Raw genomic sequence first — 18,390 nt, 5'->3', positions numbered from 1 at the left:
GCCCCCACTATGAAGGGGTGAGCGTGCACATAGACATCGCGGGACTGCCCGCCGAACGCGTCGTTTTCGCGACCTCTCCCCTCGCCGAGCTGGGCCTTGCCTTGCACGCGCTCTCCGAGCCCGGCCACCATCCGGGGCTGCACGGCTGGGTCACCGCGACCGCGGCGGCCCTGGAACCGGACCTCGCCGACCGCATGCTGGAGGCGGAGTTCCTGTGGCGGAACACCTTCGCCGACATCTTCCTGCCGTTCTCCGGCATCCGCGGCGGCGACGGCAGGACCGGGGCGACCCTGACGGAGGACCTGGACATCCTGGACCGGCTCGACGACGAGCGGTTCGTCGCGGCGGCGACGGAGTTCACCTGCTCCAGCATGTACGGGAGCGACGCCCCCTCCCCGCTGACGGACCCCGGCATGCGGGCCCGGGCCCTGGACATGGCGGCGGCGCGCGGCCCGCGGCAGGTGGAGTTCACCAAGCGGCTGCTGGCCGACCCCGTCTCCGTACGCGGATGGATCCGGCGGCTCCTGGAGGACTGCGACCAGGCGTTCTTCGCGGACACCTGGCAGCGGGTCTCCGTCCAGCTGGTCGCCGACGCCCGGCACAAGACCGAGCTGCTGCGGCGCAAGGGGCTCGCCGAAGCGATCGGTGCGGTCTCCTCCGCCCTGACGCTCGACGAGACAGCGGAGCGGATCACGGTCGACAAGCTGACCGAGGGCCGGACCACCGCCGTCGCCCCGGACGTCGGCGTCGGGCTCACCCTCGTCCCCACCAGCTTCGGCTGGCCGCACCTGACGGTGCTGCACGCCCATCACTGGCGGCCGGTGATCCACTACCCGGTCCGAATGCCGGATCTGCCGTCCCCCGCCTCCGTGGAACAGCTCCAGCTGCGGATGGAGGCCCTGGCCCACCCGATGCGGATGCGGCTGTGCCGCAACCTGGCCCGCTCCCCGTACACCACCGGCGAACTGGCCGAGTCGCACAGCATCACCTCGCCCGAGGTGTCCCGGCATCTGTCCGTGCTCAAGAAGGCAGGCCTGGTCACCACGCGCCGCCGGGGGCGCTACGTCCTGCACCAGCTGGACCTGACGGTCGTCGCCCGCCTCGGCAGCGACTTCCTGGAGGGCGTCCTGCGCTGAGCCTCCCCCCTCAGGCCGGGGTGCCCCCTCGGCCCGGGATGTCTCAGTCGAAGCGGATGTGCCGCACGCCCGTCCAGGTCCGCCGCAGCCGGTGCCGCAGCCGGCCGTCCGTGTCCGGCAGCGGCGTCAGGCCCGCCGCCCCGGCCACCAGGTCCGCCACCTGAGGGACCGTCGCCCGGTCCGTACGGATGTGGCGGGCGAACTCCGGGCGCGCGAGCCGCTCCAGGCAGTCGTCCAGCCGGCCCACGGCAAAGCTCTCCCGCTTCAGCCCGCGCCCGAGACCGCGTTCGCGCAGCCGGCGCAGGACCGTGTCCCGGTCGGCGAGCAGGGTGCTGTGGTGGACGGTGTGGCCGTCCTCGCGCAGCCGCCCGACGATCTCGGCGAAGTACCCCCGGTCGACCAGCGTCATCGGGACGATCACCGGCCCCGGGTGGCTCCCGGCGGCGAGGCCGAGCACCTCGCGTACGCCTGAGCGCCAGGACGTCAGGTCCTGGAAGTCGCCGCGCAGGCGGGGCGGCAGGGTCCGGTGCAGCCCGAAGCCGATGTGCTCGGGGTCGCAGACCACGCTGCCGGGGAGCCGCCGGTGCAGCTCGTACGCCGTCTGGGTCTTGCCGCCCCCGAACGGTCCGTTGATCCACAGCAGCGTGCCCACGGCCCCGCCTCCCGCCGCTCCTCAGCCCGCGCCGCCGCCGGCCCTGACCAGGCCGGTCTCATAGGCGAGGACGACGACCTGGACCCGGTCGCGGAGGTTCAGCTTGGTGAGGATGCGGCCGACGTGCGTCTTGACCGTGGCCTCCGAGAGCACCAGCCGGGCCGCGATCTCCCCGTTCGACAGGCCCTGGGCGACCAGGAGCATGACTTCCCGTTCGCGTTCGGTGAGCTTGCCGACGTGCTTGTTCTTCGGCTCCTTGTCGCCGCTGGGCAGCATCGGCGAGAAGCGGTCGAGCAGCCGGCGGGTGGTGGACGGGGCGACGACCGCGTCGCCGCTGTGCACGGAACGGATCGCGGCGAGCAGCTCGGCGGGCGGCACGTCCTTGAGCATGAAGCCGCTGGCCCCCGCCTTGAGCCCGGAGAAGGCGTACTCGTCGAGGTCGAAGGTGGTCAGGATGAGCACCTTCGGCGGATCCTGCTGCGCGCAGATGCGGCGGGTCGCCTCGACGCCGTCCAGCCGGGGCATACGGACGTCCATCAGGACCACGTCGACGGCCGTGGACCGCAGGATCTCGATCGCTTCCGCCCCGTCCCCGGCCTCGGCGACGACCTCCATGTCGGGCTGGGCGGCGAGCACCATCCGGAAGCCGGTCCGCAGCAGCACCTGGTCGTCGACGAGCATCACGCGGATGGCCATGGTCATGGGAACGTGTCCTGTCCTGGGGTCGGTCGGTCGTCGTAGCGGTCGTCGTCGTAGCGGTCGTGATCGTCGTGGCGGTCGTGATCGTCGTGGTCCGGTGGTCGTCGGAGGCCGGGTCAGCCCGGGGGTTTGAGCGGCAGCAGGGCGCTGATCCGGAAGCCCCCGCCGGGCCGGGGCCCCGCGTCCAGGGTGCCGCCGACCATGCCGACCCGCTCCCGCATCCCGATCATCCCGTGCCCGGCGCCGTCCGCGCCGCCGTCCTCGTACAGCTCGTGCGCCGCGCCCCGGCCGTCGTCCTCGATCAGCAGCCCGAGGCCGTCGTCGAAGTAGACCAGCCGGACGCTGGCCCCGGCGTCGGGTCCGCCGTGCTTGCGGGTGTTGGTCAGGGCTTCCTGCACGACGCGGTACGCGGTCAGCTCCACGCCGCTGGGCAGCGGACGCGGGGTGCCCTCGACCTTGAAGTCGACCTCCAGGCCGGTCTGCCGCACCTGCGCGACCAGGTCCTCGATCTGTTCGACGTCGGGCTGGGGGACGTACTCCCCGCTCTCCGGGGCGTCACCGGTCCGCAGCACCCCGAGCAGCCGGCGCATCTCCGCGAGCGCCTGGCGGCCGGTGCTGGAGATGGTCTCCAGGGCCTGCTTGGCCTGGTCGGGGGCGGCGTCCATGACATAGGCGGCGCCGTCGGCCTGAACGACCATCACGGACACGTTGTGCGCGACGACGTCGTGCAGCTCGCGGGCGATCCGGGCGCGCTCGGCGGCGACCGCGACCTTGGACTGCGCCTCGCGTTCCCGCTCCAGCCGGGCGGCACGCTCCTCCAGCTGGTCGAAGTAGGCCCGCCGGGTCCGCAGCGAGTCCCCGAGCACCCAGGCCAGCACGAACGGCACGGTCATGATGACCGTCACGAAGATCACCTGGACCCAGGATCCGCCGGGCTCGGCCTCCCACCGCAGCTGGGACAGGGCCGCCGCGCTCAGACTGCCGATCAGGGCGAGCCGGGACGCCCAGCGCTCCCCGACCGTGGCCACCGTGTACGTGATCACCAGCATCGCGAAGTTCCCGATGCCCGGCCGGACGTCGAACACCAGCTGGACGACGCCCACCAGGATGGCGAGCAGCAGCATCTTCTCGGGGGCCTTGCGGCGCAGCGCCACGACCGTGGAGAGCCCCAGCGCGACCGGAACGGCGACGATCTCCTCGCGCCCCGCGTCGTACATGCCCGAGACCATCGACATGCCGGAGAGCCCGAGGAGGAAGACGGCCCAGAAGACGTCGACGCCCGTCGGGTGTCTGCGGATGAAGTCGTAGAGGCGCTGCACGTAACCCAGCGTAGGGACAGCGGATCGGTGCCCGGGTCAACCGGAGGGCCGATCCAGGTCCTGGGACCGTACTCCCCAAGGTGGAGACTTGCCTATGTGACGGACGAGTGGCGCGGTTGGCGGGAGGCGGCTGAGGCCGCTCTGTACGGGGATGAGGGCTTTTATCGCAGCCCGCTGCGGAGCCCGGAGGGGCCGGCGGGCCACTTCCGTACGTCGGTCCACGCCTCGCCGCTGTTCGCGACCGCGGTGGCCCGGCTGCTGACCGGAATCGCGCGGGAGCTGGACACCGGCACGGTCGCGCTGGTCGATGTGGGGGCGGGGCGGGGCGAGCTGCTGACCGGAGTGCTGGCCGCGCTGCCACAGGGGCTGGAAGTGATCCCGTACGCCGTCGAGGTCGCCGCCCGGCCCCCGGGACTGGATCCCCGGATCGAGTGGTGTGCGGAGTTGCCCGCCGGGATCACCGGGCTGCTGTTCGCCAACGAGTGGCTGGACAACGTGCCGGTGGAGGTGGCCCAGGCGGACGCGGACGGCGTCCCCCGGTACGTCCAGGTGCGGACCTCGGACGGTGCGGAGCGGCTCGGTACGCCGGTGAGCGGGGCGGACGCGGCGTGGCTGGAGCGCTGGTGGCCGCTGTCCGGGCCGGGCGAGCGGGCGGAGATCGGGCGGCCCCGGGACGCGGCCTGGGCGCGGGCGGCGGGCTCTCTCGCCGCCGGGCTCGCGGTGGCGGTGGACTACGCGCATGTACGGGGCGCCCGGCCGCCCTTCGGGACGCTGACCGGCTTCCGGGGCGGGCGTGAGGTGCGTCCGGTGCCGGACGGCTCCTGCGACCTGACCGCGCATGTGGCGCTGGACGCCTGCGCGGCGGCGGTGTCATCCGCCGTGGCGCAGGCGAGCACCGAACTGACCGACCAGCGGGCGGCGCTCCGCCGCCTCGGCGTCGGCGGCGACCGGCCGCCGCTGGGCCTGGCCGCCACCGACCCGGCGGGGTACGTCACCGCGCTGGCGGCGGCGGGCGAGGCGGCGGAGCTGACCGCGCGCGGCGGCCTCGGCGACTTCGGCTGGCTGCTGCACCGGGTGGGGCTGCCGGAACCCGGGTGACCGCCCTCGCGCAGCGGGCGCGGGGGATGCACCGCGGCCGCAGGGAATACTGTCCCGCATGACGGAGACGACGATCGGCATCGGCGGAGCGGCGGAGAGCACCGACATGGTGCTGAACATCGGTCCCCAGCACCCCTCGACGCACGGGGTCCTCCGGCTGCGGATCGTGCTGGACGGCGAACGGGTCCAGCACGCGGAGCCGGTCATCGGCTATATGCACCGGGGCGCGGAGAAGCTCTTCGAGGCGCGCGACTACCGGCAGATCATCATGCTCGCCAACCGCCACGACTGGCTGTCCGCGTTCTCGAACGAGCTGGGCGTGGTGATGGCCGTCGAGCGGATGCTCGGCATGGAGGTCCCCGAGCGCGCCGTGTGGACGCGGACGCTGCTCGCCGAGCTGAACCGGGTCCTCAACCACCTGATGTTCCTCGGCTCCTACCCCCTCGAACTCGGCGGCATCACCCCGGTCTTCCACGCCTTCCGGGAGCGCGAGGAACTCCAGGCGGTGATGGAGGAGGTCTCCGGCGGCCGGATGCACTACATGTTCAACCGGGTCGGCGGCCTCAAGGAGGACGTCCCGGCGGGCTGGGCCGGGCGGGTCCGCGACGCCGTCGCCTCCGTCCGTTCCCGCATGGACGTCTACGAGAACCTCGTCCTCGGCAACGAGATCTTCCGGGGCCGTACGCGCGACGTGGGCGTGCTGTCCGCCGGAGCGGTGCACGCGTACGGGGTGTCGGGGCCGATCGCCCGCGCCTCGGGCGTCGACTTCGACCTGCGGCGCGACGAGCCGTATCTCGCGTACGGGGAACTCCAGGACACCCTGAAGGTCGTCACCCGGACCGAGGGCGACTGCCTGGCCCGCTTCGAGTGCCTGCTGGAGCAGACCCTCAACTCCCTGGACCTGGCGGACGCCTGCCTGGACCGGATGGCCGGCCTGGAGCCGGGGCCGATCAACCAGCGGCTGCCCAAGGTGCTCAAGGCCCCTGAGGGCCACACGTACGCCTGGACGGAGAACCCGCTCGGCGTCAACGGCTACTACCTGGTGTCCAAGGGCGAGAAGACGCCCTACCGGCTGAAGTTGCGCTCCGCCTCGTTCAACAACATCCAGGCGCTGACCGAGCTGCTGCCAGGCACCCTGGTCGCCGACATGGTGGCGATCCTGGGGTCGCTGTTCTTCGTCGTCGGGGACATCGACAAGTAGCGGGCGGGGCCGGGGCGGTGCCGCGTCAGGAGACCGCGCCGCGCAGTTGTGCCACGTCGACCTGCTCGGTCTCGTCGTGCGCGGTGAGGTCGATGACCTTGCCGACGGCCCGGTTGTCCACGGCCCCGGTGCGGTGGGCGGCGAGCGCCTCCTCGCCGACGACGTCCGCGAGGTCCTCGTTCTGCACGGACTCGATCGCGGCGTTGGCCTTCTGGGCGTTCTGGGTGCCGAAGAAGTCGAAGTTGCCCTGAGGAGCCAGGTGGCGGCGCGCGGTGGCGTACGGGACGACGGCCGAGGCGGCCGGGATCGCCCGCGGCACGCGCACGGGCGCGATGGCGGCCGTGGCCTGGGCGAGTGCCGGTGTGGTCACGTTCTGGGCGTTCGCCTTCTCGGCGTTCGCCTTCTCGGCGTTCGCGTTCTGGGCGTTCGCGTTCTGGGCGTTCGCGGCCGGGGCGGGGGTGTGCGCGTTCTGGGCGTTCGCGGCCGGGGCGGGCGGGGTGGTCGAGGGGCGGCCGTGCTGATGGTCCCGGTGCTCGCCCGCCCCGGTGGCCGCCGCGTGCTTCCCCTCCGGGTTCTCGGCCTCCGCATCCCGGTGCCGGTCGGCGACGGCGAGCTGGCGCTGCCGGACCGCCTCCACCGTGCGGCGGGTCTCCTGGAGCGCCGCGTTGCGCGTGAGGTTCATCAGGGCCTCGTCCGCGCGCCGGTACGACTCGGGGGTCGGCGTGGACCGCGCGGGCAGCAGCTCCTTGGGAGCCGCGGCCTCGATGGCGAGCTGCCTGCGGCCCTCCAGCGCGCTGGCCCGCTCGGTCTCGGCGTTGGCGTAGCGGCGCAGCAGTCCGGCGTGCTCGCCGCGCAGCCCCGCGAGTTCCACCCGCTTGCGCCGGAGCTTGGTCTCCAGACGGGTGCGCAGCTCGCGCGACTCCTCCAGATCCTGCTCCAGCTCGGCTATCCGCTCCTCGGCCCGCCATTCGTCACCGGCCCGGGCCCGGGTCAGCTCGGCGACCCGCAGCCCCGCCGCCCGGTCCCAGCTGCGCATCAGATACGCACCGGTCACGGCGGCGGCCGCCACGGCGGCCACCAGGCCGCGCAGGACCAGGGGTTCGGCCAGCAGCCAGGCGCCGGCAGCACCGACGACCGACACTCCCGCCACCACGGAGGGGGGCAGGATTCTGTGGAGGGGCGGTGAATGGCGGTGGCGTCCACGTGGCATGGCCTGAAATTTACCGTGTGTGCGGGCCACTTGGGGAGCCGCTCGGGAATCTGTTCCCCGCCGGTTACCTCGCGGCCCCCCGGAAGCCCTCTCCACGGCCCTTTGCCTATGGATCAAGAACTAATTCTTGATCAGATCCTTCGACTCCAGATACTCCTTGGCCACATCGGCCGGCTTGGCCCGCTCCGCGTCGACCTTCCGGTTCAGCTCGGCGAGATCCTCCGTGGTGAGCGCGGCGGTGAGCTTGCCCAGCGCGTCGGCGATCTCCGGGTCGCCCGCGTCCTTGGTATTCAGGACCGGCAGCACGTTGTCCGCGTTCTGGAGCTTCTTGTCGTCCTCCAGGAACACGAGCCCGTCCAGCACCGCGTCCGTGGTGGTCGTCAGGACCAGCTGGGCCTTGCCGTCCCGGACGGCCTGCTTGGACACCGGGGTACCGACGCCCGTGGGGTCGATCCCGGTGACGTCGATGCCGTACGTCTTCTTCAGACCGGGTGCGCAGAACGGCCGCACCTCGCACTCGTCGCCCGCCGCGATCTTCACCTTCAGCTTCGACTTCCCGAGATCGGAAAGCGTCTTGAGGCTGTTCTTCTCGGCGAATTCCTTCGAGACCGCAAAGGCGTTCTGGTCGACGGCCTTCCCGGCCGGGAGGACCGTGAGCCCCAGCGGCTCGGCGAGCTGCTTCAGCGCGGAGACCGTGGCCTCGACGTCCCCGGAGGCCACCGGCTCGGCCTGGACCTTGTCCGCCCCGTTGACCTTGGCGTTGAGGAACTCGGCGAGCGTGGCGGCGTACTCCGGTACGACGTCGATCTCGCCCTTCTCCACCGAGGGCTCGTACAGCTCACGGTTCTTCACCGTGGTGACCGAGGCGCTGTACCCGGCGTCGCCGAGGATCTGTGCGTACAGCTCGGCGAGCACCTTGGACTCGGTGAAGGAGGCCGAACCGACGACCAGCGAACCCTTCTTCCCGTCACCGGCCGAGGAGTCCGACCCACCCTTCTCCTTCTCCAGGCTGTCGCCGCCGCAGGCCGCGAGCGACCCGGCCAGCGCCACCATGCCGATGACCGCTCCAGCTATCCGCGAGGTCCTGCTCATGTGTTGTTCTCCGTCCGAACAGAAGAAAGTGACCAGAAGAAAGCACGTCGAAAAAAATGGGCTGTGCGCTCACGCGGGCCTGCGGCGGCGCAGCGGGGACAGCAGCCGGTCCAGGCCCGCCAGCACGCCCTCCACCACCAGGGCGAGACCGGCGACCAGGACCGCGCCCGCGAAGACCTGGGCGGTGTCGTAGGTGTTGAACCCGGCGGTGATGATCCGGCCGAGGCCGCCGAGGCCGACCATCGCGGCGATCGACGCGGTGGCCACGACCTGGACGGCGGCGGACCGTAGCCCGGTCATGATCATCGGGTAGGCGAGCGGCAGCTCGACCCGGACGAAGAGCTGCCCGCCCGACATCCCCATGCCGCGTGCGGCCTCCACCACCGCCCGGTCCACCTCCCGCATCCCGACATAGGCGTTGGTCAGCAGCGGCGGCACCGCGAACAGCACCAGCGCGATGATCGTGGGCCAGTACCCCGAGTTGCGCAGGGGCGTGACCATGAAAAGGGCCAGCACCGCGAAGACCGGGACGGCCCGCCCCACGTTGGAGAGGTTCACCGCGAGGGCGCCCCCCTTGCCGATGTGCCCCAGATACAGGGCGAGCGGCAGGGCTATCGCGCAGGCCACCGCGAGGGCGACCCCGCTCACGTACAGATGCTCGCCGAGCCGGTGCGCGGCCCCGCCGTCCCCCGACCAGTTGGCCCCGGTGGTCAGCCAGGTCCAGGCGTCACCGATGACTCCCACGGGTCAGCCCACCTCCGCCTTCGCCGGGGCTGACGCGGACGCCTCCGCCTTCCCCGGGCCGGGCGAGGCGGACGCGGACGCCTCCGCCTTCCCCGGGCCGGGCGGCGGGACGGCCGCCCCGGGTATCCGGGTCCAGGGCGTCAACAGCCGCTGGAGACCGAGCAGCAGCAGGTCCGCGGTCACCGCGAGCAGCACGCACAGCACCGAGGCGGCGAGCACCTGGGCCTTGAAGAAGCTGGGCAGCGCGTCCTCGATGAGATTGCCGAGGCCCCCCTTGCCGACGAGCGAGCCGACCGTGGTCAGCGCGACCGTCGACACGGTGGCTATCCGCAGCCCCGCCATCACCGCGGGCAGCGCCAGCGGAAGCTCCACCTCCCACAGCAGCCGGACCGGCCCGTACCCCATGCCGCGGGCGGCCTCCCTGGCCTCCTGCGGCACCGCTTCGAGCCCGGCCAGGATGTTGCGCACGAGGATGGTCAGCGAGTAGAGCACCAGGCCCGTGACGACGAGCGCGGCCGACAGCCCGAACAGGGGCAGCAGCAGCGAGAACATCGCCAGCGATGGCACGGTGTAGAGCACGGTCGTCAGCCCGAGCACCGGCCCGGCGAAGCGCGGGCCCCGGCGGGCGAGCAGCGCCAGCGGAAGGGCCACCGCGAGCCCGATCAGCACCGAGACCACCGTGATCCCGATGTGCTGCACGGTCGCGTCGGTCAACTCCTGGCTGCGGGAGCGCAGATACTCCCCGCAGATCCAGTCGTTCGTCACCAGGCAGCTCTGCTCGGCCATCCGCCCCCCGCCTCCTGCTTTCCCTCGTCACGCCGGATGCCCCGGATCGCCCGGATCGAACTGATGACTGACGAGCCTATCCTCGACCACTGACAATCGCGGAGGCTGTCGCATTCCGGCAACATGCCCTTCACAGAACGCCCTCCACAATGGGGAACCATGATCCGTTTCGAGCACGTCACCAAGCGGTACGCCGATGGCACCACCGCCGTCGACGACCTTTCCTTCGAGGTCGCCGAGGGTGAACTGGTCACGCTCGTCGGACCTTCCGGTTGCGGCAAGACGACCACCATGAAGATGGTGAACCGGCTGATCGAACCGACCGAGGGCGGGATATTCCTCGACGGGGACGACATATCCACCATCGACCCCGTCGAACTGCGCCGCCGCATCGGCTATGTGATCCAGCAGGTGGGTCTCTTCCCGCACAAGACGGTGCTGGAGAACACCGCGACCGTTCCCCATCTGCTGGGCTGGAAGCGCGGAAAGGGACGCGAACGCGCCGCCGAACTCCTCGACCTCGTCGGACTCGACCCTTCCGTTTATGGTGACCGCTATCCGGAACAGCTTTCCGGCGGGCAGCGTCAACGCGTGGGCGTGGCCCGCGCATTGGCCGCCGATCCGCCCGTTCTCCTCATGGACGAGCCTTTCGGGGCGGTCGACCCGGTCGTCCGCGAACGCCTCCAGAACGAATTCCTGAAACTCCAGGCCCAGGTCCGTAAGACCGTGCTGTTCGTCACGCACGACATCGAGGAGGCCGTCCGCCTCGGCGACCGCATCGCCGTCTACGGACAGGGCCGCATCGAGCAGTTCGACTCCCCCGCCACCGTCCTCGGGGCCCCCGCGACGCCGTACGTGGCCGACTTCGTCGGCGCGGACCGCGGGCTCAAGCGGCTCTCGGTGACGCCGATCGAACAGAGCGACCTCGACCAGCCGCCGGTCGTCCACCTCGACGACCCGCTGGCCGCGGCCACCGAACGGCTCAGGGCCGAGGGCGCGCGCTGGGCGGTCGTCCTGGACGGCCGGGACAACCTCCACGGCTGGATCCCCGCCGACGCGACCCCCGATGCCACGGCCGAGGGCACCGTCCGCGAGCACGCCCGCCGGATGGAGGCCTGGCTCCCGCTCGGCGCGCCCCTCAAGCAGGCGTTCGCCACCATGCTCCAGCACGACGCGGGCTGGATCGCGGTCATCGACAAGGAGAGCGAGGGCCGCTTCCTCGGCGTCCTGACCCCCGCCCGGCTGCACGAGGCCCTGCGCCGCTCGATCGACGCGGACGCCCAGGACGTACCGCGTGCGGAGGTCGCGGTGGAGACGGTGGCGACCGCGTAGTACGGGACGGGGACCGGGCGGGACGGGGCGGCCGGCCCGGCCCGGCTCCCGGGGCCCGCCCCGGTTCAGCCCTCGCCGAGCCGGGCGCTCAGCCACTCCAACGCCGGGGGGATCTCCCGCCGCCAGGTCGTGAAGTTGTGCCCGCCGCTGTCGAGCACGATGGAGGACACCTTGGCGGGCGCCCTCACCTTCTCGATGAACTCCATCGTGCTCCCGAGGTTGCCCTCGCCCCGCCGGGACGTCGTCACCAGGAACGAGCCCCCGGACGGCGGCCGGTTCTCCAGGGTCCACAGCAGGTCGGCCCGGTCGCGCAGCTCCTGCTTCCCGTGGAACAGATCGCCCGTCGTCGGGTCCTCGGCCGCCTTGTAGTACGCGGAGAGCCCGGCGCTCGCCGCGTACCGGTCCGGGTGGTGCAGCCCGATCTTCAACGCGCAGTAGCCGCCGGTGGAGTTGCCGATGATGCCCCAGTCGCGGGCCTTCTTCCCGGCCCGGTAGGACCCCGCGATCGCCTCCGGGAGGTCCTTCGCGAGATACGTCTCGGTCTGCGGGCCCCCGGGGATGTCCACGCACTCGGTGTCCCGGGGCGGCGCGACCGTCGGCCGCAGCATCACCAGGATCATCGGCCGGGCCTTCCCCGACTTCACCAGGTCATGCGCGGTCTGCGGGTAGCGCAGCCCCTTCAGCAGGTTCTCCGCCGTGCCCGGGTAGCCGGTGAGAACCACGGCCGCCGGGAACGTCCGCCCGGCGTGCGCGCTCCGAAAATACTCCGGCGGCAGATAGACGTACGCCGGGGACTCGATGCCCGACGTACGCCCCGAGATCACCACCTTGTCGATCCGCCCGCCGACCGAGGGCACCCGCCCGCCCGGCACGTCCGGGTACTGGGTGCCGATGCGCGTCATGTGCCGCGAGCCGTCCGCTCCGGCCGCGCCGGCCCCGTGGTCGGTGACGACCCCCAGCTCCTGCTTCTGCCCGAAGAGATCGGCCCAGGAGCCGTAGAAGAGAAAGGCGTTGTTGGCCGCGAGACCCACCGCGGCGAACAGCGTCAGCTGGGTCGCCAGCAGCAGACCGATCCGGCCCGACACCGCGGCGGCGCCCGGCCGGGCCAGCCGCGGCCAGACCCGGACCGTGGCGGCGAACAGCGCGACGGCCAGCGCCGCCACGACCGCCAGAACTGTGGTGCTGGTGAGACCCATGGGCGTGCTTTCTCCGCGATTACGTCGAGGGGCGGATGCGGGAAATTTCCGGAATGTGGGTGAACCCGCGCTCCCCGGCCCACGTCCTAGAGGGCGCACACCGTCCGCAGGGCCCCGGCCCGGGGACGGACCCAAGGAATCTCTCGCGAAGCCACAGGAAACGATGTCTGTCACGCTAGATGGGGATAAGTCAGTATCGGTTCCGCACCGGACGCGCCGGACGCACACGCTGCGCGGCGTACGCCGGTTGCTGCGCGGGCCGCGCCCCGAATCCGTACCGGCTCTCGTCGGTACCGCCTGCACCGTCGTCGGGCTGATCGACGTCGCCGCCGGGGTCTTCCCCCGCTTCCGGCACAGCCGGATGCACACCCTCGCCGAAGTGCTCCCCGGGGCGCTCGGCCCGTTCGCCGCCGCGCTCTCGCTCAGCGCGGGCATGCTGCTGCTCCTGCTCGCGCACGGGCTGAAGCGGCACAAGCGGCGGGCCTGGCGGGCGGCGGTGGTCCTGCTGCCCGCGGGGGCCGCGGCCCAGTTCGCCTACCGCCACTCGGTCATCGGCGTGCTCGTCTCGCTGACGCTCTGCTGGCTGCTGGTGCGCCACCGCGACCAGTTCCGGGCGCTGCCCGACCCGCGCAGCCGCTGGCGGGCGCTCGCCAACTTCGTACTGCTCGGGGCCGGTTCGCTGGGGCTCGGGCTGATCATCGTCAGCGTCCACCCCGGCCGGGTCGTCGGCGACCCGTCGATCGCCGACCGCCTCCAGCACGTGCTGTACGGCCTGTTCGGCGTCGAGGGGCCCGTCGACTACGCGGGGAGGACCAGCGGGACGGTGGCCTACTCGCTGGGCGCGCTCGGCCTGCTGACCGCCGTCACCACCATCTACCTCGCCTTCCGCCCCGAACACCCGGCGGCCCGCCTCACCGAGGACGACGAGAGCCGGCTGCGGGAGCTGCTGGAGCGGCACGGCGGCCGGGACTCGCTCGGCCACTTCGCGCTCCGCCGCGACAAGGGCGTCGTCTTCTCCCCCAGCGGCAAGGCCGCCGTCTGCTACCGGGTCGTCTCCGGGGTGATGCTGGCCGGCGGTGACCCCATCGGCGACGTGGAGGCCTGGCCGGGCGCGATCGAACGCTTCATGGACGAGGCGCGGGCCCACTCCTGGACCCCCGCCGTGATGGGCTGCAGCGAGACCGGCGGCCAGGTCTGGACCCGCGAGACCGGGCTCACCGCCCTGGAGCTGGGCGACGAGGCGGTGGTGGACGTGGCGGATTTCTCCCTCGCCGGACGCGCCATGCGGAACGTGCGGCAGATGGTCAAGCGCATCGAACGCGGCGGCTACGAGACCCGGGTCCGGCGGGCACGTGACATCGGCGGCGCCGAGCTGGACCGCATCCGCCGCGCCGCCGCCGACTGGCGCGGCACCGACACCGAACGCGGCTTCTCCATGGCGCTCGGCCGGATCGGCGACCCGGCCGACGGCGACTGCGTGATCGCCACCGCGCACCTGCCCGGCTCCGCTACGGAGGACTCCCCGCACGGCGACCTGAAGGCCGTCCTCCACTTCGTACCGTGGGGGCGCGACGGGATGTCGCTGGAGCTGATGCGCCGCGACCGCGCGGCCGACCCCGGCATGAACGAGCTGCTCATCGTCGCCTCCCTCCAGGCCGCCGAGAAGCTCGGCATCGCCCGGGTCTCGCTGAACTTCGCGATGTTCCGCTCCGCGCTGGCCCGCGGCGAGCGGCTCGGCGCGGGCCCGGTGCTGCGCTGCTGGCGAGGGCTCCTCGTCTTCCTCTCCCGCTGGTTCCAGATCGAGTCGCTGTACAGGTTCAACGCCAAGTTCAAGCCCCGCTGGGAGCCCCGCTTCGTGGTCTTCCGCACCAGCCGCGACCTGCCCCGCATCGGGATCGCGGCGATGCGGGCGGAGGGCTTCGTGAACCTCACGCCGCCCCGCCCGTTCCGGCCCCGCACACCCCGCCCGTGCGGTCACACCGCGCATACGCGCCCGGAGCACGAGGTGAGCGCGGCGTAACGGCGTCGTACGGGGGAAACGACACGCCCTAGTCTGGTCGTATGAGTACGTCACGCACGCGGGGCACGGTCCGAGGGCTGCCGGAGTGGGACCGCTGCGCGGTCATGGGCGTCGTCAACGTGACGCCCGACTCCTTCTCCGACGGCGGCCGCTGGTTCGACACCACGGCCGCGGTCAAGCACGGCCTGCACCTGGTGTCCGAGGGCGCGGACCTGGTCGACGTGGGCGGCGAGTCCACCCGTCCCGGCGCCAGCCGGGTCGACGAGGCCGAGGAACTGCGCCGGGTCGTCCCGGTCGTCAAGGGGCTGGCCTCCGAGGGCGTCACCGTCTCCGTGGACACCATGCGCGCCCGCGTCGCCGAACAGGCCGTCGCCGCCGGGGCCGCCCTGGTCAACGACGTCAGCGGCGGCCTCGCCGACCCGGACATGATCCCGGCCGTCGCCGCCGCCGAGGTCCCGTTCGTCGTGATGCACTGGCGCGGCTTCAGCGAGTCGATGAACAGCCGCGCGGTGTACGGGGACGTCGTCGCGGAAGTCCTCGACGAACTGCGGCAGCGGATGGACGCGGTGATCGCGGGCGGGGTCGCCCCGGAACGCGTCGTGATCGACCCCGGCCTCGGCTTCGCGAAGGACGCCGCCCACGACCTGGCGCTCGTCGCGCACCTGGCCGAGCTGCGCACGCTGGGCCGCCCGCTGCTGGTGGCCGCCTCCCGCAAACGTTTCCTCGGCCACGTCCTGGCCGCCCCGGACGCCGCCCCGCCGCCCGCCCGCGAACGGGACGCGGCGACAGCGGCCGTATCCGCGCTGTCCGCGCAGGCCGGCGCCTGGGCGGTCCGGGTCCACGAGGTGCGGGCCACCGCCGACGCGGTCCGCGTCGCCCGCGCGGTGGAGGGAGCCGCGTGAACGAGGAGCACGCACAGGCCGCCGCCGACATCGCGGAGGTCGAGGCCGCCAACACCGCCTTCTACGAGGCGCTGGAACGCGGCGACCACGAGACGCTCTCCGAGAGCTGGCTGCCCGGCGAGGACCTCACCGTCTCCTGCGTCCACCCCGGCTGGCCGGTGCTCACGGGGCGGGGCGAGGTGCTGCGCAGCTACGCCCTGATCATGGCGAACACCGAGTACATCCAGTTCTTCCTGACCGACGTCAACATCGCGATGACCGGCGACACCGCGCTGGTCACCTGCACCGAGAACATCCTCAGCGGCGGCCCGGCCGAGGAGGGCAACGCGCTGGGACCGCTGGTGGGCCAGCTGGTCGTCGCGACGAACGTGTTCCGGCGCACTCCCGACGGCTGGAAGCTCTGGTCGCACCACGGTTCGCCCGTCCTGACGGAGTCCGACGAGGACGACGACGAGGAATCCCCCTCCTGACGGGGAAACCCTTTCCTGACGGGGAAACCCCTTCCCGAGGAGGAAACACTCTCCCGAGTGGGTACGGGACCGATAGTGGATTGGAACCGATGCCCCAGGGGTATGGGCGGCTACCAGCCCGGTGAGGCGTTGTCCATGGCCCCCACGGGCGAGCACTGTCGGTGCTCGCAGGTAGATTCGAAAGAAGGCACCTCGCCGCCCGCACGCGGCCGGGTGCCTCTCGACCAACGACAGCAGGAGTGATTCGCGTGGATCGTGTCGCGCTGCGCGGCCTCAAGGCCCGTGGGCACCACGGCGTCTTCCCCCGGGAGCGGGAAGAGGGCCAGACCTTCATCGTCGACCTGGTGCTCGGCCTCGACACCCGCCCCGCGGCAGCCACCGACGACCTGGCCCGCACCGTGCACTACGGCGTGGTGGCCGAGGAGGTCGTCGACGTGGTGACGGGCGAACCGGTCGATCTGATCGAGACGCTCGCCGAGCGCATCGCCCAGCAGTGCCTGAAGCACGAAGGCGTCCAGGAGGTCGAGGTCGTGGTGCACAAGCCGGACGCGCCGATCACCGTCCCCTTCGACGACGTGACCATCACCATCACCCGGAGCCGAGCATGACTGCATTTTCGACCGAAGGGCAGAGCGACCCGACCGTACAGCCGGTTCCGACCGCCGTCGTCCGGCAGGTGGACGCCGCCGACATCACGCTCTCCAACCCCAAGATGGCCGTGATCTCCCTCGGCTCCAACCTGGGCAACCGCCTGGAGACCCTCCAGGGGGCCGTCGACGCCCTGGAGGACACCCCGGGCCTGCGGGTCAAGGCCGTCTCCCCGGTGTACGAGACGGAGCCCTGGGGCGTCGAGGCGAATTCCCAGCCGTCGTACTTCAACGCGGTCATCCTCGTGAAGACGACGCTGCCCCCCGCCTCCCTGCTGGAGCGCGGCCAGGCCGTCGAGGAGGCCTTCGACCGGGTCCGCGAGGAGCGCTGGGGCCCGCGCACCATCGACGTCGACATCGTGTCGTACGCCGACGTCCTCTCCGACGACCCGGTGCTCACGCTCCCCCACCCGCGCGCCCACGAGCGGGCCTTCGTCCTCGCCCCCTGGCACGACGTGGACCCCGAGGCCCAGCTGCCCGGCGCCGGAGCGGTGGTCCAGCTCCTCGCGCAGGTCGGCCGTGACAGCGTGCTGCCCCGCGCCGACCTGGAACTGCGCCTGCCGGAGTAATCGTTAGGCTCGACGGACGGTGGTCCGGCGCACGGCCGGACCGGGCACAGGCGGCGCGAAGGGCGGCTCACTCGGTGAAGCAACTACGGCTCGGGGTACTGGCGGGCCTCTTCGCCGCCGCCGGCGTCCTCTCCTGGGGCGGGGCCCGCCTCTGGGACTCCTTCGGCACCCTGCCGAGCGTCCCGCTGGCCGCGTCGATCGTGCTCGCCGTGATCGCGGTGATCCTCCTCGCGACCGCCCTCTCCACCCGCAACCGCCTCCGCGCCCAACGCGAACGCCGCCCCGGCGCCAAGGGCGTCGAGCCCCTGTTCGCGGCCCGCGCGGTCGTCTTCGGCCAGGCGAGCGCGCTGGTCGCCGCCCTGGTCGCCGGAATGTACGGCGGCACCGGCGTCTTCCTCCTGAGCTACCTCGACATCCCGCCCCGCCGCGACCAGGCCATCTACGCGGGCGCGGCGGTGATCGCCGGCATCGGCGTCATCGCGGCCGCCCTCTTCCTGGAACGCGTCTGCCGCCTCCCGGAAGACGGCAACGACCACGACGGCACGGGCACGGCTGCGGCGTGACGCACGACTGGGGCCCGGCTGCCGCTGTCAGCGGCAGTCGGGCCCCAGTCGTGTGCTCCGGGGCGTCAGCGCGCCATGATGAGGCTCATCGCCTCGGCGCGGGTCGCGGGGTCGCGGAGCTGACCGCGCACCGCCGAGGTGAGGGTCTTCGCCCCGGGCTTGCGGATGCCGCGCATGGACATGCACATGTGCTCGCACTCGACGACGACAACGACCCCGCGCGGCTCCAGGATCGACATGAGGGACTCGGCGATCTGGGTCGTCAGCCGCTCCTGGACCTGCGGGCGGCGGGCGTAGACGTCGACCAGCCGGGCCAGCTTGGACAGGCCGGTGATCTTGCCGGTGGACGCGGGGATGTAGCCGACGTGCGCGACGCCCCTGAACGGCACCAGGTGATGCTCACATGTACTGAACACCTCAATGTCCTTGACCAGCACCATCTCGTCGTGACCCAGGTCGAACGTGGTCGTCAGGACATCCTCGGGCTGCTGGTAAAGGCCCGCGAATATCTCCTTGTACGCCCGCGCCACCCGCCCCGGCGTCTCCCGCAGACCCTCACGGTCCGGGTCCTCCCCGACAGCGAGCAGCAGTTCGCGTACGGCTGCCTCGGCCCGCTTCTCGTCGAATTCGCCGATCGAACCCTGGCCGTCCAACGTCACCGGGTCGGTCATCTGTGCCTCGTTCCTCTGTGCTGCCCCGTGCGCGGATCGCACATGGACATCGCAGGCATACAAAAAAGCCGCGCCCCCACAGG

At 72.0% G+C, this 18,390-nt stretch carries 19 protein-coding genes; 10 read left to right on the top strand and 9 right to left on the bottom strand.

Going from position 1 to position 18,390, the window contains the following annotated elements:
• The first annotated feature begins 23 nt into the window (after positions 1-23).
• On the top strand, positions 24-1,136 hold the full coding sequence (locus ACFWM7_RS00875; RefSeq protein ID WP_383253543.1) for a DUF5937 family protein: 1,113 nt from the start codon (positions 24-26) through the stop codon (positions 1,134-1,136).
• A 43-nt stretch (positions 1,137-1,179) separates the two neighbouring features.
• Here ACFWM7_RS00875 and ACFWM7_RS00870 read toward each other — a convergent pair whose 3' ends face one another.
• The 3 genes from ACFWM7_RS00870 to ACFWM7_RS00860 form a co-directional block, all read right to left on the bottom strand.
• Entirely contained in the window at positions 1,180-1,788 is a 609-nt protein-coding gene (locus ACFWM7_RS00870; protein ID WP_383253488.1) for an AAA family ATPase, read from the bottom strand.
• A gap of 21 nt (positions 1,789-1,809) precedes the next feature.
• Complete coding sequence (locus tag ACFWM7_RS00865) at positions 1,810-2,484, bottom strand: response regulator transcription factor (RefSeq protein WP_205084542.1); 675 nt, start codon at positions 2,482-2,484, stop codon at positions 1,810-1,812.
• A gap of 119 nt (positions 2,485-2,603) precedes the next feature.
• Complete coding sequence (locus ACFWM7_RS00860; RefSeq protein ID WP_383253486.1) at positions 2,604-3,806, bottom strand: sensor histidine kinase; 1,203 nt, start codon at positions 3,804-3,806, stop codon at positions 2,604-2,606.
• A 96-nt stretch (positions 3,807-3,902) separates the two neighbouring features.
• Here ACFWM7_RS00860 and ACFWM7_RS00855 point away from each other — a divergent pair, with 96 nt between their 5' ends.
• Together ACFWM7_RS00855 and ACFWM7_RS00850 are read left to right on the top strand one after the other, a co-directional pair.
• Positions 3,903-4,904 (top strand): SAM-dependent methyltransferase, encoded by a 1,002-nt coding sequence (locus ACFWM7_RS00855; protein ID WP_383253484.1) that lies wholly within the window; start codon positions 3,903-3,905, stop codon positions 4,902-4,904.
• Between the two features lie 58 nt (positions 4,905-4,962).
• Positions 4,963-6,105 carry an NADH-quinone oxidoreductase subunit D gene (locus tag ACFWM7_RS00850; RefSeq protein WP_383253482.1) on the top strand — a complete coding sequence of 381 codons (1,143 nt, stop codon included), beginning with the start codon at positions 4,963-4,965 and terminating at the stop codon, positions 6,103-6,105.
• A 25-nt stretch (positions 6,106-6,130) separates the two neighbouring features.
• Here ACFWM7_RS00850 and ACFWM7_RS00845 read toward each other — a convergent pair whose 3' ends face one another.
• The 4 genes from ACFWM7_RS00845 to ACFWM7_RS00830 form a co-directional block, all read right to left on the bottom strand.
• Positions 6,131-7,315 (bottom strand): hypothetical protein, encoded by a 1,185-nt coding sequence (locus ACFWM7_RS00845; protein ID WP_383253480.1) that lies wholly within the window; start codon positions 7,313-7,315, stop codon positions 6,131-6,133.
• 120 nt (positions 7,316-7,435) lie between these two features.
• Positions 7,436-8,407: a glycine betaine ABC transporter substrate-binding protein gene (locus ACFWM7_RS00840; RefSeq protein WP_383253478.1), complete on the bottom strand. Its 972-nt coding sequence runs from the start codon at positions 8,405-8,407 to the stop codon at positions 7,436-7,438.
• 69 nt (positions 8,408-8,476) lie between these two features.
• Positions 8,477-9,151 (bottom strand): ABC transporter permease, encoded by a 675-nt coding sequence (locus ACFWM7_RS00835; protein ID WP_205084548.1) that lies wholly within the window; start codon positions 9,149-9,151, stop codon positions 8,477-8,479.
• Positions 9,152-9,154: 3 nt separating this feature from the next.
• The gene (locus tag ACFWM7_RS00830; RefSeq protein WP_383253476.1) at positions 9,155-9,937 is read right to left on the bottom strand and encodes an ABC transporter permease; all 783 of its coding nucleotides are present in this window, start codon (positions 9,935-9,937) and stop codon (positions 9,155-9,157) included.
• A 159-nt stretch (positions 9,938-10,096) separates the two neighbouring features.
• Between ACFWM7_RS00830 and ACFWM7_RS00825 the strand changes: the two genes are divergently transcribed.
• Positions 10,097-11,269 carry an ABC transporter ATP-binding protein gene (locus ACFWM7_RS00825; protein ID WP_383253474.1) on the top strand — a complete coding sequence of 391 codons (1,173 nt, stop codon included), beginning with the start codon at positions 10,097-10,099 and terminating at the stop codon, positions 11,267-11,269.
• A 65-nt stretch (positions 11,270-11,334) separates the two neighbouring features.
• Here the strand turns inward: ACFWM7_RS00825 and ACFWM7_RS00820 are convergent, their stop codons facing one another.
• A complete protein-coding gene (locus ACFWM7_RS00820; RefSeq protein ID WP_383253472.1) occupies positions 11,335-12,465 on the bottom strand; it encodes an alpha/beta hydrolase in 1,131 nt (376 codons plus the stop codon).
• Positions 12,466-12,628: 163 nt separating this feature from the next.
• Between ACFWM7_RS00820 and ACFWM7_RS00815 the strand changes: the two genes are divergently transcribed.
• From ACFWM7_RS00815 to ACFWM7_RS00790, 6 genes are all read left to right on the top strand, one after another.
• The gene (locus tag ACFWM7_RS00815; protein ID WP_383253470.1) at positions 12,629-14,485 is read left to right on the top strand and encodes a phosphatidylglycerol lysyltransferase domain-containing protein; all 1,857 of its coding nucleotides are present in this window, start codon (positions 12,629-12,631) and stop codon (positions 14,483-14,485) included.
• Positions 14,486-14,589: 104 nt separating this feature from the next.
• Entirely contained in the window at positions 14,590-15,387 is a 798-nt protein-coding gene (gene folP, locus ACFWM7_RS00810; RefSeq protein ID WP_383253541.1) for a dihydropteroate synthase, read from the top strand.
• The gene (locus ACFWM7_RS00805; protein ID WP_383253468.1) at positions 15,384-15,857 is read left to right on the top strand and encodes a nuclear transport factor 2 family protein; all 474 of its coding nucleotides are present in this window, start codon (positions 15,384-15,386) and stop codon (positions 15,855-15,857) included. The genes folP and ACFWM7_RS00805 overlap by 4 nt, the downstream gene beginning before the upstream one ends.
• A 248-nt stretch (positions 15,858-16,105) precedes the next feature.
• Positions 16,106-16,465: a dihydroneopterin aldolase gene (folB, locus tag ACFWM7_RS00800; protein ID WP_003968268.1), complete on the top strand. Its 360-nt coding sequence runs from the start codon at positions 16,106-16,108 to the stop codon at positions 16,463-16,465.
• On the top strand, positions 16,462-17,073 hold the full coding sequence (gene folK, locus ACFWM7_RS00795) for a 2-amino-4-hydroxy-6-hydroxymethyldihydropteridine diphosphokinase (RefSeq protein ID WP_383253465.1): 612 nt from the start codon (positions 16,462-16,464) through the stop codon (positions 17,071-17,073). Before folB ends, folK begins: the two co-directional genes overlap by 4 nt.
• 74 nt (positions 17,074-17,147) lie before the next feature.
• Entirely contained in the window at positions 17,148-17,636 is a 489-nt protein-coding gene (locus tag ACFWM7_RS00790; protein WP_383253463.1) for a DUF3180 domain-containing protein, read from the top strand.
• Positions 17,637-17,701: 65 nt separating this feature from the next.
• Here the strand turns inward: ACFWM7_RS00790 and folE are convergent, their stop codons facing one another.
• Positions 17,702-18,307 carry a GTP cyclohydrolase I FolE gene (gene folE, locus ACFWM7_RS00785; RefSeq protein WP_383253461.1) on the bottom strand — a complete coding sequence of 202 codons (606 nt, stop codon included), beginning with the start codon at positions 18,305-18,307 and terminating at the stop codon, positions 17,702-17,704.
• Between the last annotated feature and the right edge of the window lie 83 nt (positions 18,308-18,390).

Source organism: Streptomyces sp. NPDC058375 (genome assembly GCF_042723425.1).
In the GTDB taxonomy this organism is placed as follows: Bacteria; Actinomycetota; Actinomycetes; order Streptomycetales; family Streptomycetaceae; genus Streptomyces; species Streptomyces durocortorensis.
The sequence above is the reverse complement of the archived record's forward strand: the minus strand, read 5'-3'. Positions and strand labels throughout refer to the sequence as shown.